The organism is Sphingobacterium tenebrionis, from assembly GCF_037126265.1.
In the GTDB taxonomy this organism is placed as follows: Bacteria; Bacteroidota; Bacteroidia; order Sphingobacteriales; family Sphingobacteriaceae; genus Sphingobacterium; species Sphingobacterium tenebrionis.
This window is the reverse complement of the sequence record NZ_JAYLLN010000005.1, coordinates 1-22,119: the sequence shown is the minus strand read 5'-3', so window position 1 is coordinate 22,119 and position 22,119 is coordinate 1. Positions and strand designations below refer to the sequence as shown.

The 22,119-nt window shown below is 42.7% G+C and carries 19 protein-coding genes; 5 read left to right on the top strand and 14 right to left on the bottom strand.

Translation table 11 applies throughout. From position 1 onward, the window contains the following. Nucleotides 1-62 precede the first annotated feature (62 nt). From VJ786_RS03585 to yiaA, 4 genes are all read right to left on the bottom strand, one after another. Nucleotides 63-548, bottom strand: a complete 486-nt coding sequence (locus tag VJ786_RS03585; RefSeq protein ID WP_336557256.1) for a GDYXXLXY domain-containing protein — start codon at nt 546-548, stop codon at nt 63-65. Further along, nucleotides 535-1,608, bottom strand: coding sequence for a DUF4401 domain-containing protein (locus VJ786_RS03580; RefSeq protein ID WP_336557255.1), 1,074 nt, complete (start codon nt 1,606-1,608; stop codon nt 535-537). The genes VJ786_RS03585 and VJ786_RS03580 overlap by 14 nt, the downstream gene beginning before the upstream one ends. Then, nucleotides 1,598-2,545: a DUF2157 domain-containing protein gene (locus VJ786_RS03575; protein WP_336557254.1), complete on the bottom strand. Its 948-nt coding sequence runs from the start codon at nt 2,543-2,545 to the stop codon at nt 1,598-1,600. Before VJ786_RS03575 ends, VJ786_RS03580 begins: the two co-directional genes overlap by 11 nt. Before the next feature lie 88 nt (nt 2,546-2,633). Beyond that, nucleotides 2,634-3,095 carry an inner membrane protein YiaA gene (gene yiaA / locus VJ786_RS03570; RefSeq protein ID WP_336557253.1) on the bottom strand — a complete coding sequence of 154 codons (462 nt, stop codon included), beginning with the start codon at nt 3,093-3,095 and terminating at the stop codon, nt 2,634-2,636. Nucleotides 3,096-3,225: 130 nt separating this feature from the next. Here yiaA and VJ786_RS03565 point away from each other — a divergent pair, with 130 nt between their 5' ends. The 3 genes from VJ786_RS03565 (at nt 3,226) to VJ786_RS03555 (ending at nt 6,749) form a co-directional block, all read left to right on the top strand. Further along, on the top strand, nt 3,226-4,752 hold the full coding sequence (locus VJ786_RS03565; protein ID WP_336557252.1) for a hypothetical protein: 1,527 nt from the start codon (nt 3,226-3,228) through the stop codon (nt 4,750-4,752). 209 nt (nt 4,753-4,961) lie between these two features. Next, the gene (locus tag VJ786_RS03560) at nt 4,962-5,636 is read left to right on the top strand and encodes a hypothetical protein (protein ID WP_144038150.1); all 675 of its coding nucleotides are present in this window, start codon (nt 4,962-4,964) and stop codon (nt 5,634-5,636) included. A gap of 6 nt (nt 5,637-5,642) precedes the next feature. Then, nucleotides 5,643-6,749 carry a toxic anion resistance protein gene (locus VJ786_RS03555; protein ID WP_099367128.1) on the top strand — a complete coding sequence of 369 codons (1,107 nt, stop codon included), beginning with the start codon at nt 5,643-5,645 and terminating at the stop codon, nt 6,747-6,749. Between the two features lie 368 nt (nt 6,750-7,117). Here the strand turns inward: VJ786_RS03555 and VJ786_RS03550 are convergent, their stop codons facing one another. Genes VJ786_RS03550 through VJ786_RS03540 form a run of 3 tightly spaced genes read right to left on the bottom strand, consistent with a single transcriptional unit; the run spans nt 7,118 to nt 9,655 of the window. Beyond that, a complete protein-coding gene (locus tag VJ786_RS03550; protein ID WP_336557251.1) occupies nt 7,118-7,597 on the bottom strand; it encodes a fumarate hydratase in 480 nt (159 codons plus the stop codon). Nucleotides 7,598-7,652: 55 nt separating this feature from the next. Further along, nucleotides 7,653-9,050, bottom strand: coding sequence for a class II fumarate hydratase (fumC, locus tag VJ786_RS03545; RefSeq protein ID WP_099367126.1), 1,398 nt, complete (start codon nt 9,048-9,050; stop codon nt 7,653-7,655). Between the two features lie 38 nt (nt 9,051-9,088). Continuing rightward, nucleotides 9,089-9,655 (bottom strand): hypothetical protein, encoded by a 567-nt coding sequence (locus VJ786_RS03540; protein WP_134777962.1) that lies wholly within the window; start codon nt 9,653-9,655, stop codon nt 9,089-9,091. A gap of 137 nt (nt 9,656-9,792) precedes the next feature. Here VJ786_RS03540 and VJ786_RS03535 point away from each other — a divergent pair, with 137 nt between their 5' ends. Further along, complete coding sequence (locus VJ786_RS03535; protein WP_336557249.1) at nt 9,793-11,385, top strand: S41 family peptidase; 1,593 nt, start codon at nt 9,793-9,795, stop codon at nt 11,383-11,385. Nucleotides 11,386-11,397: 12 nt separating this feature from the next. Here the strand turns inward: VJ786_RS03535 and VJ786_RS03530 are convergent, their stop codons facing one another. The 6 genes from VJ786_RS03530 to amaB all read right to left on the bottom strand — a co-directional run bounded on the left by VJ786_RS03530 (nt 11,398) and on the right by amaB (nt 19,075). Further along, the gene (locus VJ786_RS03530; RefSeq protein ID WP_336557248.1) at nt 11,398-12,501 is read right to left on the bottom strand and encodes an endonuclease/exonuclease/phosphatase family protein; all 1,104 of its coding nucleotides are present in this window, start codon (nt 12,499-12,501) and stop codon (nt 11,398-11,400) included. Next, entirely contained in the window at nt 12,501-13,376 is an 876-nt protein-coding gene (locus tag VJ786_RS03525; protein WP_336557247.1) for a rhomboid family intramembrane serine protease, read from the bottom strand. The genes VJ786_RS03530 and VJ786_RS03525 overlap by 1 nt, the downstream gene beginning before the upstream one ends. 7 nt (nt 13,377-13,383) lie before the next feature. Next, complete coding sequence (locus VJ786_RS03520; RefSeq protein ID WP_134777958.1) at nt 13,384-14,079, bottom strand: rhomboid family intramembrane serine protease; 696 nt, start codon at nt 14,077-14,079, stop codon at nt 13,384-13,386. 9 nt (nt 14,080-14,088) lie between these two features. After that, nucleotides 14,089-15,948: a DNA mismatch repair endonuclease MutL gene (mutL, locus tag VJ786_RS03515; protein ID WP_336557246.1), complete on the bottom strand. Its 1,860-nt coding sequence runs from the start codon at nt 15,946-15,948 to the stop codon at nt 14,089-14,091. 269 nt (nt 15,949-16,217) lie between these two features. Beyond that, complete coding sequence (gene lat / locus VJ786_RS03510) at nt 16,218-17,537, bottom strand: L-lysine 6-transaminase (RefSeq protein ID WP_336557245.1); 1,320 nt, start codon at nt 17,535-17,537, stop codon at nt 16,218-16,220. 8 nt (nt 17,538-17,545) lie between these two features. Further along, entirely contained in the window at nt 17,546-19,075 is a 1,530-nt protein-coding gene (gene amaB, locus VJ786_RS03505) for an L-piperidine-6-carboxylate dehydrogenase (protein ID WP_336557244.1), read from the bottom strand. Nucleotides 19,076-19,217: 142 nt separating this feature from the next. Between amaB and VJ786_RS03500 the strand changes: the two genes are divergently transcribed. Further along, nucleotides 19,218-20,369, top strand: a complete 1,152-nt coding sequence (locus VJ786_RS03500; RefSeq protein ID WP_336557243.1) for an acyl-CoA dehydrogenase family protein — start codon at nt 19,218-19,220, stop codon at nt 20,367-20,369. 52 nt (nt 20,370-20,421) lie between these two features. On the opposite strand, the gene VJ786_RS03495 is transcribed toward VJ786_RS03500, so the two are convergent. After that, on the bottom strand, nt 20,422-21,735 hold the full coding sequence (locus VJ786_RS03495) for a hypothetical protein (RefSeq protein ID WP_336557242.1): 1,314 nt from the start codon (nt 21,733-21,735) through the stop codon (nt 20,422-20,424). Nucleotides 21,736-22,119 lie beyond the last annotated feature (384 nt).

The window sequence follows — 22,119 nt, the reverse complement described above, 5'->3', positions numbered from 1 at the left end:
TTCCCTAAATTTTTGTGACGAATGCCAATAAAGAAATGATAAATACCAATTTATTGGTTTTTTTACAGCTCTTTTCTGTCGGTATCATACAGCCCGACCAATAAACTGTTCCCTTTTCCATCTATACGCAATCCCCCATATGCTGCTTTTTCATACCGTTCTGCTTGGCCTTCCTCAAAGAAAAATGATTCTGCACCGATATTGATATTGGAAAAATTACCTATCGTATAATTCAAAGCGTATTCCCCTTTTTCCAAGGGTAAAACTTCCGGCTGAAACCTTTCCCAATGGCCAATTCCATCCTTGTCCAACTTGACAATACAGTAGCCCCTTTTAGGAATATTCATGTTCCATCCCTTATTGCTGATCTCATAATTCAAACGCATATAATCGCCTTGCATTAACGAGCGAGGATCTACAGGAGCCAATTTCAAAAGAACCAATTGCCCTTCTTCCAAGATCTTTTCCTTCTTGAAGACCGATAAATTAAAATAGATGAGCAATGCTGCCAAGTTTAATAGGATGAGGATGTATTTATAGTTTTTCATGGTTCTCCAATTTTTTACGGGTGATAAAAAATAGGGCAAGGAACAGGATTCCAGACCCCATCATGAGTAAGGATTTAAACAGTAAAGTAAACTCCAGATCATAATAATATTGTCCCAGGTAATAAAGAAAAGCAATCATTCCAGCAACAAAACCAGTTTTATAATGGATATGAAAACAGATCAAACTGATCAATAGCGCTCCTGAAATACCGGGGAAGATTACGGTGCCTGCTAAACAAAACAACAATACCAACAGGATGCCAAGTCGCTGTTTCTTGGACCCATAACCCATACGACGAAAAATTCCAGATAGGATATAGAGGATGAGCCCAATAAAGACCAGGGAAAGGATAATTCGATATGCGCTTGTATAATCTAACGAAGTAAATCTAGATACGGGATACAGTGCGACCAAAAAAGCAAGGGTAACTGCGGTTCGAATAGGCAGATAGCGATGTGCCATCCCTTTAGAAAAACTAATCAGCTTCGACTCATTCCATAAGAAATAAGTGGCGAGTAGTCCCAAGATTCCAGTCAGTACATAAAACCATTCCTGATCTTCCGCATCCATAAATAGGGCAAAACCAAACCAGATCGCCAATAAGGTTGCAGAAAAATTGATGATATAACCACGGGAAATGACGATACTACCAAGGGAAATCAAAAAAAGATAAAATGCAGCGAGGGTAGCATGTACATCCAACCGGTCAAATCCAAAAGCAATCAATCCAATCCCTAATAAAAACAAACATAAGCTGATGCTGTCCAGGAAGATGCGCTTGCCAACTTTGTCAATGACAAATGCGGAAATAAGAAAAACGATGCCTGTTCCAATAAATCCAAACGCGGTCTGGAAAAAATTGATCATGAACAAAAAGGCTGTAAATGTGCCGCAGGCAAATACCGCCCCCAATACGGAGAAGATCTTGATCGCAAGGGATTGATCATGACGTTGATCTTCATAGGCTTGGGCCAAATGCTCGCTGTTAAAAATTATTTCTTTAGCTTGTAAGGATTGGAAATAATCCAATTTATCCTGTAGGAGATCTTTATTTTGCATAGCGGTGTTTTCTTTGAAAGGATAGGAGTGCCCTAACCAATAACGTTACGGAAACAATAATGAATAGGCCGATCACAAAGACCATTTCTTCCGTTTCCGAAGCCTTCAATAGGCTGGCAGAAATCATGATGATCAAACTAAAAGGAATGGTCGTGAGAAAAAAGAGGTTATAGTGCTTGACCCCATGATATATTCCAAACCCATACAAGTACGCGGTTAAGCCCAATAGTATATAGAAATTAGGATCATACGATTTATAGATCCCCAAACAGATACCGATGGTGGCCATCGCTATACTCGCTAATCCAGTGAGTTGAATGAAATAAGCAGGAATCTTTTCCCATTTTCCGGTCAAATTAAGGAGAATGGCGATCATACAGACCATGCCATTGAATAAGGTTAATACCCCATAGGTGTAAAGCCAGGACCAATGGTTGGCCACCTGTACCACATATAAGATAAAACTGATGTTGATCAAAGCGATGAAGATGATCCATAATGGTGGAAATTTGGAAACGAAAGTCCAAAGGGCAATGAATAAGGTCCATGCCAAAAAGAAATCATAGGCATTGGCGCCTGTTTGATAGACCTGCCCAAATACAGCAAACAGGGCCCCGACCAATAAGGCACTGCCCGATAAGATGATTTGCTTGAAAAGTGGTTCTAACCTTAGCCTGAAGTAGGCAATGATCAACAAAATGATCAAACCCTCAATGATTCCAATTTTTGCGAATTTGTGCAGGTCCTGCCAATTATAGGCGAAAAAGAAAATCAGCCCGATGACGAAAAAGCCTATTCCAAGGACCATCATCGAGATCCGGAAAAAATCATCCCAATGGTTTTTGGGCTGAAAAACCTTTTCTTGTAATGCCTTTTGGATGCTCTCCTGCGTGATATCGCTGTTTCGGGCGATGATATGTATATCCTTACGTTCCATTATATCTTTGTTGTAAGATTATGCGAATAGAAAATTAGCAAAAAACCTCAGGGCCCTGCGCTGCAGATGCCCCAAGGTAACCGCTAAGTTAATTATCTTTGTCCTTAAACAATTTCGCGTCGCGGGTGTTTTTTTGAACGGCTATGGCTGCAAATATGCTGAGCATAAAGGACATGCCATAAAAACCCTTTTCACTCAGGAAAAGGTCTGCGTTCCACAATCCTACAATCAGGAGAACGATGGCGGCAATCGTTGCAAACCAACTGATGCCATAATACAATTCGGTTACTTCCAAACCTTCGGCCCTATCGCGTACCGATTTCTGCACGGAGATTACTGCAAATAATCCGAACAGGAGGATCGTAAAGTAATATCCCTTTTCGTTCAACTCCATATCGGCATTCCATAATCCAATGCAATAACTTATCGATCCGACCAATAAAGCCATCCATGAGGCCCCTATAAAAGCGGCAGTAGGTTTGAATGGATTTCTTATTCCATCATTCTTGATGGGATTGTTTTCTTCTGTGTTGTGATTTAGCGGTTCCATTTTTTTTAGTTTTTTGATTAATACTGAGACAAATTTGGGGTCTATATCCAAAATTTTAAAGCTACATTTCGTAAAATACTGACGATATAAATTGTTATTTTAACTATATTTAGGCTTAAAATGTTGGACTATGGATGTATTATCGGATTTGATTAACCTCTTGAACGACAAAGATAAAGTTGATTTCAAAGCCTATTTAAAACATAAAAACAAGAGGCAAGATGTGAAGAATATCCGCTTGTTCGAGTTGATACAAACTGATGATATAAATGCAATAAATAAATTGTATGGAAAGCTGAAAAATCGTGATTCTTACCATGCTTTGCGGAAAAGATTACATGATAGCCTGCTCTTATTTATTTCCCAAAAGACATTCGAAAGAGGTAATCAGGCTGTATATGAGTTATTGCGCTATTTGGTGGTTGGCCGCTATTTGCTGGAGAATAATTTAACCAAGTTAGGTTTCCGTTCCTTGGATAAAGCGGAACGGATTGCCACCGAAAATGAGGAGTATAACCTGCTACAGGAAATCCTGTTGCTGAAACTGCAGTTTGCACACCTGAACGAAACCATCGATCTCGAAGAATTATCCAAGGGATTTATTTGGAACCAGACCCAGATTCAACGGGAAGCCAAGATGAAGTTGGCCTATGCACAACTCCGAAAGGAACTGATAGACATACAGCTCAAAGGAAAAGTAATCGATCTGACCCAGTTTATTGCCGAAACTATCCAGAAATACAAGATTTCCATGCTGGATTTCATGAATTATAAATCGCTCTACCAGGTCCTGTACTTGGCCAATGAATATGCTGCCATCAATCAGAACTTTAAATTGGTGGAAAAATATGTAAGCCGCAGTTATCAATTCATAGAACGCAAAAAGGAGGAATCCTCCATCCATATGTATTACAAAATCTACATCCTGTATTACTTGGCCAATTTCAACTTCAGGAACCGAAACTATGCAAAAAGCACAGCAATTTTGGACCAAATTTCCAGCATACTATCCGACCATCCCGATTATTGGAATCAGTTCTATTACCGGCAGCAATTGTTATATGCTTTAAACCTCCATTTTTCAGGTCATCCAACCCAAGCCTTAGAGACACTCGGCCATGCCCTGAAAAAAGTTGGTAAAAACGTAAAAATGGAAGATGCTTATGATCTGCAGATCTGTTTGGTCATGTTCCAGACCCAACATCACGATCGGCAAGCGCGGGCAGGTCTCCTCCGTTTCCATCATTCGGATGCCTGGTTGGAAAAGAAAATGGGGATGTTGTGGAGTATCCGAAAGAGTCTGTTGGAGATCCTGGTTTATGGAGAATTTGAAGAGACGGATTTGGCCAGTGCGCGAATAAAAAGCTTCCGAAGACGCTATCGCAATTACCTTTTACAAACGAAAGAAGAAAAGGTCCTAGACTATGTCTCCCTTTTGGAAAACTTCTTTACCCATCCAAGTGTTGTCCATAAAGAATCTTTCCAACATAAAGTCTACGCTTTATTAGCATTGGAAGAAAACAGCGATCTTTTTAATCTCAGCTTCATTTCTTGGTTGGTTGCACGATGGGAAAGGGCCACAACTTACGAAGTCACCATACAAATTTTGAAAATCCAAGACGAAGAGGGGGTGTTTTCACCGATAAAAATGACGTAATGGCAGTCAAAAAGCGTACAATTACCTAGTTTTTACTTTCTTATGTACGAATGGAATAAGAATTGGTGTATTTTTATAAAAATAATTAAATTTAGAGAATGGGTTGGGCAACGAAAAAAAGTAGGACTTGGGAGATTAGACAAATGGTATGGACTGTATTATCCGTCGTTATGTTTCTTCCTTTTCCTATACACATTACCCCTTTAGTGATGATGAATCAGGCAAGACGTGCGAAGGTACGTTCTTGGTACATCACTTCCTGGGTTCTTCTGGCTGTGGAGCTGGCGCTCATGGTTTCCTTTTTTTATTTCTTTGGTGCGTTGAGTCAGGCGATGTTCCTTACATTGGGAGGATCGGTACTTACCTATGTGGTAGGTAATGGGCTGTTATTGAACCAGGCCAAACCTTACCTACAACGGTTGGAATTGGGAGAAGTAAGGGATCTGTATTGGATCTCCAGCATAGATTCCCAAAAGCGATTGGAAATAGCGGCACCTAGCATCGATACCCCGCAGTTATTTGTGGAGCGCTTACTTCACTGGCGCAAGGAAATCGAAAATAGAAATATCCAAAAAGATATCGACAATATCCTCCGTCTGTTCCAATTATTGGAAAAGAAAGACAAACGGGAGGCAGAGAAATTCTTGGTGCGACACTCCACGGTGGTGAACGTATTGATGCAGTATGATGAGTTGGAGAATGCACGCTTGAATAATACCATCACATCCGAGTCCAAGCAGAAGTTGGAAGCGGTGATACGTCAGGCTGCGGTGGCCATCGAACAGGAAGTGACCAATCAGTTCAAGATGGGATTGTTGGATGTTTCCGCAGAGAGCGACGTGTATTTACAGACATTAAAAAGTAGAAACCTTTTAAAAGATTAAGAAATTATGGCAAATCTAGATTTGACACATTTAAATGATGATCAGGAGAAGAATAAACCTGCGGAAATCCAAGTGAACTTCACGGAGGAAGAAAAGGCCCTGATCCAACAATATAAAGATAAGATCAACCTGAAATCGACTACGGATATTATTCAGTTCGGCGTGGGAACCCAAAGTAATGTGAGCAATTTCTCGAATGAGATTCTGAAACAGGTGCGCACAAAAGACTTGGGTGGTGCAGAGGATATTCTAGTCAATCTGCGTTCGGAGATCAGAGGATTCGACGAAAAAATGAATAAAAAACCCTTGTTGCCTTTCTTTGATAACATCAAGAAAAAGATTGGCCGCATGCGTACGGAATATTCATCGGTAGAGACCAATATCCACAATATTGAATTGAAATTGGAAGGGCATTATAAAAACCTGGCGAAGGATGTCAACATCTTTGACAAGCTTTTTGTACAGAACCAACAATATTTCAAGGACCTTTCCTTGCATATCAAAGCAGGGGAGGAGAAGTTGGATGAAGTGATCAACCATACCTTACCGGCATTGAAATCAGAAGCTGAAGCCACAGGCGATCAGCACAAGATCCAGGAATACAAAGATCTGGAGCAACATGTTGTGCGTTTTGAGCGTAAGGTGCATGATCTGAAACTGACCAGAATGGTTGTTCTTCAAACCGCTCCGCAGATCCGTATGATCCAGAGCAACAGCAGTTCCTTGATGGAAAAGATCCAATCGAGTATTGTGAATACCCTACCGCTATGGAAAAACCAGATGGTCTTGACCTTAGGGATTGCCCATGCGCAAAGCGCTTTGGAAGCTCAACGAGCAGTAACAGATGCTACCAATGAGTTATTGAAGAGGAATTCGGAAATGCTGAAGGAAGCTACCATCAATGTAGCGAAGGAAACCGAAAGGGGTATTATTGATATGGATACCATCAAAAAAGCCAATACGGATATCATTACGACGATCGAAGAGGTATTGCGTATCCAAAAAGATGGCCGTGAAAAACGTAAGGTCGCTGAACAAGAGCTATTACAAGCCGAAACAGAACTCAAAAACCATATATTGAAATCATCGGATGAAACGAAGTTGATAAACTAAGATTGTAGATGATAGATAATAGATATTAGATGATAGATATTAGACGTTAGACCTTTCGTGTCGTCGAAACTTTTTTTCATTGCGAGGTTTTTCGCGTCATTGCAAGGTTTTTCGCGTCATTGCGAGGAACGAAGCAATCTTTAGTCTGTCATCCTGAGTATAGTCTTTGTCATGGTGAGCGTAGTCTTTGTCATGGTGAGTTTAGTCTTTGTCATCCTGAGCGTAGTCGAAGGATCTGTACGGTTGTATACGAACAGATGGTTCGACTACGCTCACCATGACAGCGACGGAAAGATTGCTTCGTCGTACCTCCTTGCAATGACGGAAAAAGGTCTATCGTCTAACATCTATCATCTATCATCTAAAACCTACATCTCCCATCTCTTCTTCGGCACACAAGAAATATCTGCAACCTTCTTCAGCACGATAGCACGTGCTTCAAATCTATTCTCCAACACCACACTATCCTTACTCGAATAAGCGATCTTGAACCTAGGCACATATGGCCCATTTTTATAACATCCGGAAATCTTCTGTTTGCCATTTTCCTTGGTATACACCCCTTCCACAATGATACTATCCCCACGCACCACATATACCGCTTTGGCATATTCCTTCCAATTTCCATCCCCATAACAACTATCAGGGATCGTTTTGATCTTATTATTCACCTTAATGGTCGCATAGATAGAATCACAGGTTACCTTAAATTCATGCAGGTTGTAGTTCAGGGTTTCCGAGGAATTACTGACGCTATCCTGCACCCAAACCCCTTGGAAAAATTCTGCCCCCTCATCCTGCATATCAGAATGTCGCGTACAGCTCCCCAATAGAAAAAGTATACCCATCAAGGACAGGTATACTTTTCTTAAAGAATATGTATTTTTATTTTTAACCACTAACTTATTTTAAGCTTCCTACCATTTCTTCTGGTTTCACCCATTCATCAAATTCCTCAGCAGTCACATAACCTAGCGAAATAGCAGTTTCTTTCAAGGTAGAATTGTTCTTATGTGCTGTCTGCGCAATCTCAGCCGCTTTGTAATAGCCAATTTTCGTATTCAAGGCAGTCACCAACATCAAGGAATTATCAACCAACTCTTTGATACGCGCATAATTCGGCTCAATACCGATCGCACAGTGCTCCTCAAAAGATACACATGCATCACCGATCAAACGAGCAGATTGTAGGAAATTCGCTGCCATGACAGGTTTGAACACGTTCAGTTCGTAATGACCCTGCGTACCACCGATCGTGATCGCTACATCATTACCCATAACCTGTGCGGCAACCATCGTCAATGCTTCACATTGCGTAGGGTTTACTTTTCCTGGCATGATCGAAGATCCTGGCTCATTTTCCGGAATCAAGATCTCTCCGATGCCTGAACGAGGACCAGAAGCCATCATACGGATATCATTGGCAATTTTATTCAAGGCAACCGCCAATTGCTTCAAAGCACCATGTGATTCCACAATAGCATCGTGTGCTGCCAAAGCCTCAAATTTATTCTCTGCAGTAACAAAAGGTAGACCTGTGAATTCGGCGATATATTTCGCTACCAACACATCATATCCTTTAGGCGTGTTCAATCCAGTACCTACGGCAGTTCCACCTAAAGCAAGCTCACCTAAATGCGCTAGGGTGTTTTTCAACGCTTTCAAACCATAGTTCAATTGCGCTACATAACCCGATAATTCCTGTCCTAAGGTTAACGGAGTGGCATCCATCAAGTGCGTACGACCGATCTTCACCACGTTCATAAACTCTTCAGATTTCCTTTTCAAGGTATCGCGTAGCTTTTCTACACCAGGGATGGTAATATCAACCACGGCTTTGTAAGCTGCAATATGCATCCCGGTAGGGAACGTATCGTTGGAAGATTGCGATTTATTTACATCATCATTTGCTTTAAGAACAGGCTCACCTTCGCCAATCTTACCACCAGCCAATACTTGGGCGCGGTTAGCGACAACCTCATTCACATTCATGTTCGATTGCGTGCCTGATCCTGTCTGCCAAATCACCAACGGAAATTGATCGTCCAATTTTCCGGCAAGGATTTCATCACATACGGCTGCGATAGCGTCACGCTTCTCAACAGGTAATACACCTAATTCATGGTTGGCATATGCTGCTGCTTTTTTCAAATAAGCAAATCCATCCACGATTTCTTTCGGCATAGATGCTGCCGGTCCAATTTTGAAGTTGTTACGAGATCTTTCGGTTTGGGCTCCCCAGTATTTATCTGCTGGTACTTGCACCTCACCCATGGTGTCTTTTTCTATTCTGAATGACATAATTACAAATGTTTTTATAAAGGCAAATTTAAGCAAAATTAATTCAACCGACGTTGAATATGTTCCTCAATATGGTGGAACAATTGTTTTGGTTTGAGGGTTCGCCAAGGAAAATTGTTCAGGTATTCGCCAAAGTTGATGTAATAATCGATCTGGTTGTCCTGAAACTCCTTGATCACATGCTCCCGGAAGTTCAGACCCACGATCCATCCATCCTCCACATCCTGAAACCACTCCTCATAATAGGAATCATCAGAAGCGTGAAAGTTCAGTACGTTCTCCCCGACCAAAATAAATTTATTGATCCCTTCATCGATCATCAGGTCGATAAGCTCCCTTTTCAGGATCATGATGTCGTTATAGATGGCATCATTCCACTCACCGATAAACTCGATGATGGTATACCCGCGATCATAGTCAACATACAGCACCTTCAGGTACAGCGTCAATGATCCAAAATGATCCCATTGGGGATGAAGCAAAAAGTTATACACTTTTTTATCAAATTCGAATTCATTGTAAATCGTGCCAAAAAAAGGGCTTCTTTCGTCTTCTGAGGCTATATAATCGTCGCGCCAGTGGTAATACGGTTCCAATTCATGCATATCAATGTAAAAATATTGAAAATTGCGGAATTATAATTGGTTACAGCTTATTTTGGACTGGGAATTGTTAGTAAATATTTGTTTTAAAATTCTTTTAAACAATTTGTTATTCAGTATTTTTGCCCACCAAATCAACAATGCATAAAGGAAGAAAAAGGAATATTTTCGTAGCAGCAACCTATGCGGCAACCCTCTTGCTGGGATTAATCCTCGGTCAGAACTATTCTGACCAACAGGGATTCAATACCGGAGGTTCCTTGGTGCCCATTGGTCTGTCTGATAATTCCTATAAAATCCAACAAGTTGTCGACCTAATTTCCAGCCGCTATGTGGATAGCATCAACATGGATTCCGTCCAGAATGGTGCCATTAACCATATTATTTCCCACTTAGATCCTTATTCTGCTTTTTTATTGCCTGTGGAATCCAGGACCCAGACCGAAGTACTTGAGGGTACTTTTGAAGGGATTGGGATGGAATATTTCAACCTCAACGATACCCTGATCGTCGTGGGATTGATCACCAATGGTCCTGCTGATAAAGGTGGCTTTAAAATCGGGGATAAGATCCTCAAGATCGGTGAACGGAAGATCTCCGGAAACACCATTTCCAAGGAAGAGGTTGAAAAACTGATGCGCGGGAAGCGAGGCTCGGTGGTGGAGATGCATGTAGAGCGGGATTCTGTGCAATTACCGTTGCCATTAAAGGCCGTAAGAGATCAGATCAATGTGAGTTCCCTGGATGTGGCTTATATGTTGCAACCTACGGTTGGTTTTATCCGCATTCGAAGGTTCGGGTTGAAAACCGCTGATGAATTCAAGGAAGCGATTGTAGAACTTAAAAAACAAGGAGCGAAGAACCTGATCCTGGATCTAAGGGACAATGGGGGTGGTTATTTTCACATCGCCATCAAATTGGCCAGTGAATTCTTTGCCGATCAACGTCTGGTGGTTTTTACCGAAGGTGCACATGAAGCAAGGCGAGATTTTCTATCGGAAGCCAATGGAACTTACGCCCAGGGTAAATTGGTCGTGTTGGTAAATGAGCGCACCGCTTCTGCTTCAGAAGTCGTCGCTGGCGCTGTACAGGATTGGGATCGCGGTATTCTGATCGGTAGAAGGACCTTCGGAAAAGCAACCGTTCAGGAACTTTTTGATTTCTCCGATGGTTCGACCATTAATCTCAGTATCGCCCGGTATTATACCCCTCTTGGAAGAAGTATACAACGCAAGTATTCCCCAAACTGGTCCAACATGAAGGATTATCCGTCCATGTACCATGGCCTATGGTCCTTAGATACCACTTATGCCCATGCTAAGCCATATCAAACGGGCTTGGGTAAGAAACTGTACAGTGGCGGTGGGATCATGCCGGATATCAAAGTCCCTGTCGATTCCAATGAAGTAAGCTTATTGTACCAGGAGCTGGTCAAATCCTCCCTGATTGAGCAGTTTGTTTACAGCCGCTTCACAAGAAAACTGCCGGCCTATTCCATTGAAAATTTTCTACAAGGATATACCCTGCCTGCCACGGAATATAATAGTTTCATTCGTTTCTTAGCACAGAAAGGACTGCGTTTGTCTACGGCCAAACAGAACGATCTCCACGATCTGATCCAAAGTGATATCGAAGCCCTATTGGGAAGGTATTATTTTGGTCGGGAAGCGTATTTTAAAGTGAAGAATAGATACGATAACTTTATCGAGTTGGCACTCAACCAAATTAACTAATCACAATATTTATTAATTGATCTGTTGTAGGCTGAGGTCTGCAAATACCGGATAATGGTCCGATAATTTCTTTTTCAGGACCTGGTAATTGCTTACCGAAAAGCGCTTATCCGCAAAAATATAATCGATCTGTAAGATAGGTAGCATTTCAAAATGGGTCACGCCCCAGCCATTCCCTTTTTCCTGAAAGGCATTCTTCATGTTCTTGCCGATCAGATTCACACTGTAGGACATCGGGGTATCATTGAAATCGCCCATCACGATCTTAGGGTAATGCGTTTCCTGCATATGTTCAGCTAAGGATTCCGCCTGATTGCTCCGCTGTTCGAAAGCCCATTTCAACTTCCGTCCAACCTGTTTCGTCTTCTGCTCCTCATTGCCAGTGCTGCTCGGATTTTGAATAAATTCCTTATCCTCGCTCTGAAGCCCGAAAGACCGCAAGTGAACGTTATAGACGCGGATGGTATCCAGGTTCTTCACGATATCCACATAGATCACCCGGTTAATGCCATATTCATTCTTCTTGATCAATCCGGAATTGATGATCGGATATTTGGAGAAAATTGCCTGTCCATAGGCGCTGTAATCATTTTGTTCCGATGGCGCAAAATAGAAGTTCTCAAAGTTGTTCTTTTTCTGTACGGTTTCCGTGAATTTCTTTTTCCCCCGGATGGTACTGCTGAATTCCTGTACACAAAGCACATCAGGATTGGCTTCCTGAATGATGTCTACGAATTGATCCTTGGCCGGAACATCCGTTTTCTCCAAAGGCTGAAGCATATGTACATTATAGGTCATGACCCGAAGGGCCGAATCTGGTTTGTTTTCAACCACGGAATTAAAGGCCACATGTTTGGTCATCAGGTTCCAGCCCAATAGAATGGCGACCAAGGAAAACAGGGAATACTTGGCTTTTCTTAAGATCCAGTAGCCTACAAAGCCGATATTGATCAATAGGATAGGAAGATAACCCAATCCGAGAAAGGCAATTGCCCAAAAAGACTTCGGATTGATGAAGGATGCCGAATAACACAATAGGAGAGCCCCGATAGCGATCAGGTTGGCAATCATAATGGTTTTACTGAAAAAACCTAAATTCTTCTTATTGATCAACATTAGTCTTGCTCTTCTCTACTTGCTTTAAACAGGATTTCTTTTTCCCGTGAAGATAGACTTTCATAGCCACTTTGTGAAATTTTATCCAAAATTTCATCAATTACATCCTGGTTAGGAAGGTCTGCCTTATAGCTTTTATAGGTAAGCGTTTTTGTTTCGGTATGTACGATGCGTAGGTTATTCTTTGGACGAGGTTTGAAGATCTTGCTCCAATCGTTTCCTTCCTGCAGCTGCTTCATGAACAATACCCCCCAAGCAATGCTCAACAGGTAGACGATCGCTCCAGCTCTATTCGCGAAAATGTAGAACAAGAACTCTAAACTCAGAAAGATAACAGCCAGCGTGACGAACTTGACCCGACCAAAGATAAAGAGCCTCAATTCCATTTTAGGGACTAGTACCGTTAAGCTCGCTACCAGCGCGGCCAAACCCAAAGAACTGGTAAATAGATAAGATTGTGCGCCTTTGGTTAAGAAGTCGATCTGTCCAAGCGCAAGGAGTAATAATCCTCCTACAAGGAAGCTACTTAAGTATAAGGTCAAGAACTGCCGTTTGTTCAAGAAGCTCATAAAGATATTACCCATCCAATAGAGCCATAAACAATCAAATACAATATTGAATAATCCGGTATAAAGGAATGGATAGGTGACTAATGACCAGGGTTGTTTTAGAAATTGGGAGAAATCCATGGGAAGCCCCAAATTGCTGACCGCCTTGTCATACAATGGATAATTGATCACATTGATCTCTACCAAAAGATCGCATAAGTGGATAATGATAAAGATAGCCGCCTGAATGGAAATGAAATAGGGGATAGGCGACCCCGTCTTGTAGGTCGTTCTAAAAAATTCCTTTAATCCATTCTCTTTTCTCATCGTTATATTAATACATATTCGGTCTTCGGATGTTCCAGGCTTTCAAAAGGATATATCCAAATAAAGCACCACCCACATGGGCCAAATGCGCTATGGATGATCCTCCATGTGAAAATCCTAAATATATTTCTATCAAAATCAATCCTGGAATGAAGTACTTCGCTTTCACAGGGATTGGAAAAAATATCAACATCAGTTCAGCATTCGGGAACAGGAATCCGAAAGCCAATAACAAGCCGTAAATTGCGCCGGATGCTCCTACCATCGGAGTAGAATAGATGTTTTGTAGCGTAGTGAGGTTCTCGCCAGAAACTTGGGAAAGTGCAGCCTCACTCAATTCATGCAAAGGCCGGATTGATCCCGTTATCTGGTATACCTCATAGGCCTGTACCCCATATTGTAGGACCAATGCCCCCAATCCACAGATTAAATAGAAGTTCAGGAATCTTTTGGAACCCAAAACTCGTTCGATAGTGGCCCCGAACATCACCAAGGCGAACATATTAAAGAATATATGCGCAAAGCCACCGTGCATAAACATGTAGGTGATGATCTGCCATACCTTAAACGCTGGAGAATCGGGATAGAAGATTCCGAACAGACCATACATGGATGGAAGCAGCTGCGAAGCTATGAAGACCAGCACATTGATGATCAGTAGGTTCTTTGTTACTACGGGTAGATTGCCAAAAAGATTATTCATAAAGTTATATTATAGGCCTTTGCCAAAGCGTTCGGCTAATTCTTGTAATGTGATCGTAATAATAACCGGTTTCCCCGATAGGGATATGTTCGGCGATTCGCAGGCAAATAAACGGTCGATCAGATCCGCCATTTCCTCATTGTCCAATTTTGCGCCCTGCTTGATCGAGGCATTCTTGGCCAAACTCTTGGCCAGTTTTTCCCTTTTGCTCAATTTCAGGTCGCTCTGGTTTTTGAAATCCTCCAACAGCCGTTCGATGATCTGCCCCTCATTGATCTTTTCCAGATCTGCAGGGATGCCATCCACGATATAGGTTGTCTTCCCAAATGGCCTTAACTGGAATCCCAAAGCGGTGATCTCCGGTAGGATGTCCTGTACCAAGGCGAAATCTGCTGCTGCCAGATCAATGGTCTGTGGAAAAAGGCTTTGTTGACTTACCCCTTGGTTCTGCTGCAATTGTTGCTGGAACTGTTCAAACAGGATTCGCTCATGTGCAGCCTGTTGGTCGATCAGCATAAATCCCGAATGGATCTGCGATACAATATATCGGTTATGTATTTGAAAGAACTGTTTCTTCGGTTGGTCGGATGGTTGTATGATCGCCGACTCCGAACTGCTCTCCGCAGGGTGCAAGGTCAATTGCTCTGCTTCCTCGGTCTCTGTAATCTGATACAAAGTATCCCAATTTTGTGGAATACTGTTCTTTTTTTCCAATCGTTCAGGATAACTGTAGCTACGATTCGACTTTGGCGTCCCATCATCAAATGGATTGAAGTTGGGATTGAAGTTGATCGTAGGCACTTGGATTTCCTCCAAGGGCTTTGGCGTGATCAGGGAGTCAAATCCGGTCTCCTGCTCAAAGTCCAACGATGGTGCAATGTTGAACCTACCCAAACTCCGTTTCACGGCCGAACGTAAAATCGCATAGATCGCTTTGTCATCCTCGTATTTGATCTCTGTTTTTGTAGGATGTACGTTGATATCGATCTTCGATGGGTCGATGTCAATGAACAGTACATACAGCGGGTAGGTGTCTGCCGGAAGAATCTCTTCATAGGCATTCATCACCGCATGGTTCAAATACGGATCTTTGATAAAACGGTTGTTCACAAAGAAAAATTGCTCTCCTCTGGTCTTTTTCGCAAACTCCGGTTTCCCGATAAATCCCTTGATGTTCAGGATGCTCGTCGTTTCTTCTACAGGAACAAGTCTTTGGTTATAATTGTTTCCAAAGAGGTGTACAATTCGTTGTTTTAAGGATTCTTTTGGTAGATGGAAGAGTTCGTTTCCTTCGTTGTGGAAGGAAAAGAATATCCCGGGATGGGCTAAGGCAATTCGTTGGAATTCATCAATGATGTGCCGAAGTTCCACCGCATTGCTCTTGAGGAAATTCCGGCGAGCCGGAATATTGTAGAACAGGTTTTTCACCTGGATACTGGTACCATTGCTGACCTGGTCGGGATATTGTTGGATCACTTCCGATCCTTCGATCTCAATGACGGTTCCCAACTCATCCTCAACACGTTTGGTTCGAAGTTCCACGTGGGCAATGGCGGCAATGGAGGCCATGGCTTCCCCACGGAAACCCATCGTACGGATCGCAAATAGATCCTCCGCTTTCCGGATCTTGGAAGTGGCATGCCTTTCAAAACATAATCGAGCATCCGTAACACTCATTCCGCAGCCATTGTCTATGACTTGGATCAAGGTCTTTCCGGCATCTTTAATAATAAGTTTTATATGATCAGCTCCCGCATCTATCGCATTCTCCATCAATTCCTTAATTGCAGAGGCAGGACGTTGTACAACCTCACCTGCTGCAATCTGATTGGCCACTGAATCGGGGAGCAACTGAATAATATCCGACATAATCTACAAAGGTACAAAAAAACGGTTATAGGGACGGATGAAAAGAGGCAGGAAAATACGTCATTGGAAAGGTCTTCCGTCATTGCGAGGAGGCACGACGAAGCAATCTTTCGCCATGTCATGGTGAGCGTAGTCGAACCATCTGTTCGTATGCAACCGTACAGATCCTTCGACTACGCTCAGGATGACAACCTTAAAGATTGCTTCGTACCTCGCAATGACGGTAAGGCGCAATGAAAGCCTCAGCAATGTCGGCCTCTGAAACGCTCCTACACCAATGCCTGAGAAGATATATCCACCTTCGCCACAATCCTATCCACAATCTCCAACGCCTTATCCAAATCCTCCTTCGTAGCAGTTAAATGCGGTCTGAAACGGATACTCACCTCCCCACAACCCAAAATCAACATCTGCTCCTTCATCGCTTCTTCCACAAACTTATCCCGGAACTCCACCGATGGCAGGTCAAAAGCACATAACAATCCTTTCCCCCTCACATTCGTGATCTCCTCATGTTTCTCCGCCAAATCCGATAACCTCCCCTGCAAATACTCCCCTAAAGTCGCCGCTTTCTCCACCAGATTCTCTTTTTCAATAATCTCCAAGATCAACCTAAACCTCACCATATCTACTAAATTCCCGCCAAAGGTAGAATTGATCCGGCTTGACTCCTTAAATACATGATGCTCAACCCGATCAAATTTCTCCCGATTGGCTAAAATCCCACAAACCTGGGTCTTCTTTCCAAAAGAGATCACATCCGGCGTAATCCCATAATGCTGGTAACACCACATCTTTCCGGTCATCGCAATACCTGTCTGCACCTCATCCAAAATCAGGATGATATCGTGCTCATCACAGATCCTGCGCAATTCCTGGAAGAACTCTTTCCGGAAATGGTTATCACCACCTTCCGCCTGGATTGGCTCCAAGATCAGACAAGCTATATCATTCGGATTATTCTTGATCGCCGATTCAATTTCTTCGATGGCTTTTTTCTCCAATTCGATGGTTTCATTGATTGATTCCTCCGTCAATGGGAAAGAAAGCTTCGGATTACTGATCCTTGGCCAATCAAATTTTGGGAAATACATGTATTTCCTAGGGTCTTTTGTATTCGTCAGAGAAAGAGTATAGCCCGTTCTTCCATGGAAGGCCTGTTTGAAATGGATAACCTGACTGGCTTCTACTTCAATGCCCTTGCTCATATTCAACCGCGTCTTCCAGTCGAATGCAGCCTTCAAGGCATTTTCCACCGCCAAACCGCCACCGTCAATAAAAAAACAGTAACTCAATTCCTGTGGGATCCCCACGCGCTCGAACGTGTCCACAAAATCCGCATATTCCCTTGGGTAGATATCCGAAAGGGCCAATTTATTGATGGATGCATCTTTTAATTGTTCCGCATGCGCCAAAATATGGGGATGGTTATAGCCCACTGGCGATGAGGCAAACATACTGAACATATCCAGGTATTCTTTGCCATCCACGTCTACAATATAGGAACCGTGTGATTTTTCCAGATCGATGACCACTGGTAGGCCATCGGCCAAAATATGCTTTGCTAATCGTTGATGTGTTTCTCTCATAATCAATTTTATAAATCAAATTTGATACCTTGTGCTAAAGGTAAATTGGTTGTATAATTAATGGTGTTGGTTTGTCTGCGCATGTAAACTTTCCAAGCATCGGAGCCGGACTCGCGACCACCACCTGTTTCTTTCTCGCCACCGAAGGCACCGCCGATCTCCGCACCGGAAGTTCCAATATTCACATTGGCTATCCCACAGTCAGAACCGTTCTGGCTCAGGAACATTTCTGCTTCCCGAAGGCTATTGGTCATGATGGCTGAAGACAAACCTTGTTTTACATCGTTCTGGATGGCGATGGCCTGATCCACTTCGCCGGTATATTTAATCAGATATAGGATAGGAGCGAAGGTCTCATGCTGCACAATCTCATAATTGTTCTCCACCTCGGCAATCACCGGCGTCACATAACAGCCGCTTTCATAACCCTTACCTTTCAATACCTCCGCCTTGGTCAACAATTTACCGCCCTCCGCTTTGATTTTTTCCACAGCAGATAGGTACATGTCTACGGCATCCGTATCGATCAATGGCCCCATATGGTTATTGCTATCCAATGGATCGCCGATCTTGATCTGTTTGTAGGCGTCTACCAGCGATTTCTTTACCTTATCATAGATGCTTTCATGGATGATCAGTCGGCGGGTACTCGTACAACGTTGTCCCGCTGTTCCAACAGCACCGAATACCGCCCCAATGATGGTCATTTTAAGATCGGCACTCGGAGAAACGATAATTGCATTGTTCCCGCCCAATTCCAGTAGCGATCTGCCCAGACGTTGTGCTACGGTTGTCGCAACAATCTTACCCATACGGGTGGAACCTGTAGCCGAAATCAAGGGGATTCTTTCGTCTTCCGAAAGCCATTGTCCTACTTCAGCTCCTCCTGTGATCACGGAAGATATTCCTTCCGGCATTTTGTTCTCCTTCAGGATAGTTGCCAGGATCTTTTGGCAGGCCAAGGCGCATAAAGGTGTTTTTTCACTTCCTTTCCATACGATTACATCGCCACAGACCAAGGCCAATGCCGCATTCCAAGACCATACCGCTACCGGGAAGTTGAAGGCAGAAATAATACCTACGATGCCCAAGGGATGGTATTGGTCGTACATCCGATGACCTGGTCGCTCAGAATGAATCGTATTTCCATAAAGCTGTCTGGAAAGTCCAACGGCAAAATCGCAGATGTCGATCATCTCCTGAACCTCACCCAAACCTTCCTGGTAGGATTTTCCCATTTCGTAGGATACCAATTTGCCCAGTACCGGTTTTAATTCGCGAAGTTTTTCGCCCAATTGACGAACCATCTCCCCACGCTTCGGCGCAGGGATATCACGCCAGATCAGTTTGGCTTTCTCCGCTTCCTGTATTACTTTATCGTATTCTTTTTTTGTTGTGCTTTGTACTTTACCAATCAATTTTCCGTTGGTAGGAGAGTAGGAACTAATGGTTTCACCCTTTGAAAACCACTTACTTCCGGTTGATGTTCCTAAATTCTCATCGGCTAAGCCTAACGCTTTTAATTCTTTTGATGTCATAATATGGTTTATATTATTCGAAATTTATATAAATATAAAGAATATATTTTGTTATTTCATAGGCATATCTGAATATTTATTGTTGCATCATATTTTCTAAGGAATATATTTCTTACTTTAGGATCTTAAAATATAAACCAATATGGACTACTACCTTCTCCACGAATTGCTCAGTCCGGAGCAACAGCTGATCCGCGATAGTATACGGGGATTTGTGAAATCAGAAATCATACCTGTTATCGATCAATACGCCCAAGACCATCAAGAAGTCCCTAACTTAATGAAAAAGTTAGGTGCATTGGGAGCATTGGGGCCTTTTATCCCGGAAGAATACGGCGGTGCCGGTCTTGATCAGATTTCCTATGGACTGATCATGCAGGAATTGGAGTTCGGCGATTCGGCCATCCGTTCGGCTGCTTCCGTACAGTCTTCTTTAGTGATGTTCCCCATCTATACCTTCGGTTCGGAAGAACAGAAAAGGAAATACCTGCCGAAATTGGCTACAGGCGAATGGATCGGGTCCTTTGGGCTGACAGAACCTAACCACGGTTCCGATCCTGCGGGGATGGAAACCAAACTGACAAAAGATGGCGATGGCTATAGACTTTCGGGTTCCAAGATGTGGATCACCAATTCGCCGGTTTGCGATCTGGCGGTTGTCTGGGCTCGGGATGAGGAGCAGAAGGTGCGCGGGGTGATTGTAGAGCGGGGAATGGAAGGATTCAGTACCCCGGAGACTTTACATAAATGGTCTCTGCGTGCTTCGCGGACCGGAGAATTGGTTTTTGATCAGGTGTTCATCCCACAGGAGAACCTCCTTCCGGAGGTCAGCAGCATGAAGGGGCCGCTGTCCTGTCTGAATTCTGCTCGGTATGGTATTTCATGGGGCGCTATTGGTGCTGCGGTCGACTGTTATGAAACGGCCCTTCGCTATGCAAAGGAAAGGGAGCAGTTTGGAAAACCCATTGCTTCTTTTCAACTCCAACAAAAGAAACTGGCCGAAATGGCAACAGAAATCACCAAAGCGCAATTGCTATCCTGGCGATTGGGGCAGTTGAAATCCGAAAACCGGGCTACGCCTGCGCAGATCTCCATGGCCAAAAGGAACAATGTACACATGGCCTTGCAGGTGGCGCGCGAAGCCAGGCAGATCCTCGGCGCAATGGGTATTGTGGGTGATTTCCCGATCATGCGGCATATGATGAACCTGGAATCCGTGATTACCTATGAAGGGACTCATGATGTGCACCTGTTGATAACCGGTCAGGATATCACCGGCATTAATGCTTTCTGATCCATTGAGGTCACAAGTATTAATGCTTTCTGATCCATTGAGGTCACAAGTATTAATGCTTTCTGATCCATTGGGTCTGATGAGATTTCAGCGTGCTTTTATCCGCAGGCATAACGGTCAGGCGAATCGTTCCTTTGGATTTGCCTGATTGCTCAGATAGGAGGAGGTCGCCATTGGGTGCTACGCTGTACTTGAATTCAAATCCCTTTTCACCGGATTTAGAAATGATTTTGAGCAGCTGTTCCTTGGTGTCCAGTATTTTCTCATATTGTTCTGATTTTCCATTCTCGTATTTGATCATGAAATATTGATCGCTCATAAAGATGAAGGCTTCCCAATAGCTAGGCATGTTCATGCTTTCCCGTATGGCGGCTTGGTCATTGTTTATATGATAGTAACCATATAATGGGCTGTTTTCATCAAAGATGTTCCCGTAATGTTTTTTGGTATTAATAATGGTGTTTATGTTCATGGATATGGTCCATACAATAAGGAGGTATTTGAACACTTGTAAGGCTGTTCTAATTTTTTTGCTTTTAATATAGGTGAATAGGCTTGGACTGGGGCTCAATTGCGATTTTTTTTGGAGAACAAAAAACTCGTAGAAATTTTTCAATTGAGGCAGCAGGAGATAGAAGGTGAGTAGAACCAAAGCCGTGGAAAGTATTTTCACACTGACATCATAGCTGTAGTTGATCATCATGATATTTACGGAAGCCGCAAAGCTGATCAATGCACCTAAGGTTGCCGTTCTTCGGAACAATAGGAGGATGGCCATGATCTCTACGATCCCAACAAAAATATTGTAGCTGTAGGAGTATCCGAAGAATGCCCAGGTAAGTATCATAGGGGATAGGTCACCTAATTTTGTGTTCAGGGTGAGGATATTTGGAAAGGGGAATTGGGTTTTGAATAGTTTGATCAGTCCGTAGTTGATGAGCATAAGGCCCACATAATATCGGATCATGGTATGTAATAGGCTATTTGCCTTGGCTAATCTTGTCTCTTGGTTTGATTTGTTTTTTCTGGGGATTATCCAATAGATAACCGCTCCTAGGAGACTCAGTAAAAACACGAATCCTATAATGAACCAGAAATAGAGGTGGTCGCCCGATCCTCTCCCAATTAATTCTATATTTCCTGCATCATGGAATATGGATTTTATCCAGTCAAAACGCATCAACCAGGTAAATAGTTGGAGGAATATTTTATTGACCCATTGCAAGAATGGAAATGTGGAATTGTTGTAAGTGATGATAAAGGATAGTATGAATAGGAATAGGAACCAGAATAATATGGGATTATTTGGAATGCGCAGGGAATGTTTGGCTTCCGTAAGTGGTTGGTTGTTGTTTTCCTGTTTCATTATATTGGTTGGGTGTAAATAATAAAGGATGGTGTTATATAATAAAGGCTAGTTATAATTAATAAAGATCGGTTATTATAAAACTAAGTAAAACCAACGCTTTATGGAAGGAGTGGTGGAAAGGTTTAAGATTATTTAACAGCTATGGTCCGATCCCCCCGTCATCGCAAGTAGGTAAATTCACGTCATTGCGAGGAGGTACTCCCTACGTCATTGCGAGGAGGTACGACGAAGCAATCTTTGGACATGGCGGAAAGATTGCTTCGTTCCTCACAATGAACTGTGTATATATCCAAATAATAAATTAAATTTTCTCCAAATAATATTCTGATTAGGCCGCTTTTGCGATGTAGCCCTTTCCAGATTTTGCGATGGCGAATGCCT

Coding starts and splice junctions, on each gene's coding strand:
- VJ786_RS03585 (WP_336557256.1), bottom strand. CDS start 548: ATGAAAAACTATAAATACATCCTCATCCTATTAAACTTGGCAGCATTG.
- VJ786_RS03580 (WP_336557255.1), bottom strand. CDS start 1,608: ATGCAAAATAAAGATCTCCTACAGGATAAATTGGATTATTTCCAATCC.
- VJ786_RS03575 (WP_336557254.1), bottom strand. CDS start 2,545: ATGGAACGTAAGGATATACATATCATCGCCCGAAACAGCGATATCACG.
- yiaA (WP_336557253.1), bottom strand. CDS start 3,095: ATGGAACCGCTAAATCACAACACAGAAGAAAACAATCCCATCAAGAAT.
- VJ786_RS03565 (WP_336557252.1), top strand. CDS start 3,226: ATGGATGTATTATCGGATTTGATTAACCTCTTGAACGACAAAGATAAA.
- VJ786_RS03560 (WP_144038150.1), top strand. CDS start 4,962: ATGATGAATCAGGCAAGACGTGCGAAGGTACGTTCTTGGTACATCACT.
- VJ786_RS03555 (WP_099367128.1), top strand. CDS start 5,643: ATGGCAAATCTAGATTTGACACATTTAAATGATGATCAGGAGAAGAAT.
- VJ786_RS03550 (WP_336557251.1), bottom strand. CDS start 7,597: ATGGGTATACTTTTTCTATTGGGGAGCTGTACGCGACATTCTGATATG.
- fumC (WP_099367126.1), bottom strand. CDS start 9,050: ATGTCATTCAGAATAGAAAAAGACACCATGGGTGAGGTGCAAGTACCA.
- VJ786_RS03540 (WP_134777962.1), bottom strand. CDS start 9,655: ATGCATGAATTGGAACCGTATTACCACTGGCGCGACGATTATATAGCC.
- VJ786_RS03535 (WP_336557249.1), top strand. CDS start 9,793: ATGCATAAAGGAAGAAAAAGGAATATTTTCGTAGCAGCAACCTATGCG.
- VJ786_RS03530 (WP_336557248.1), bottom strand. CDS start 12,501: ATGTTGATCAATAAGAAGAATTTAGGTTTTTTCAGTAAAACCATTATG.
- VJ786_RS03525 (WP_336557247.1), bottom strand. CDS start 13,376: ATGAGAAAAGAGAATGGATTAAAGGAATTTTTTAGAACGACCTACAAG.
- VJ786_RS03520 (WP_134777958.1), bottom strand. CDS start 14,079: ATGAATAATCTTTTTGGCAATCTACCCGTAGTAACAAAGAACCTACTG.
- mutL (WP_336557246.1), bottom strand. CDS start 15,948: ATGTCGGATATTATTCAGTTGCTCCCCGATTCAGTGGCCAATCAGATT.
- lat (WP_336557245.1), bottom strand. CDS start 17,537: ATGAGAGAAACACATCAACGATTAGCAAAGCATATTTTGGCCGATGGC.
- amaB (WP_336557244.1), bottom strand. CDS start 19,075: ATGACATCAAAAGAATTAAAAGCGTTAGGCTTAGCCGATGAGAATTTA.
- VJ786_RS03500 (WP_336557243.1), top strand. CDS start 19,218: ATGGACTACTACCTTCTCCACGAATTGCTCAGTCCGGAGCAACAGCTG.
- VJ786_RS03495 (WP_336557242.1), bottom strand. CDS start 21,735: ATGAAACAGGAAAACAACAACCAACCACTTACGGAAGCCAAACATTCC.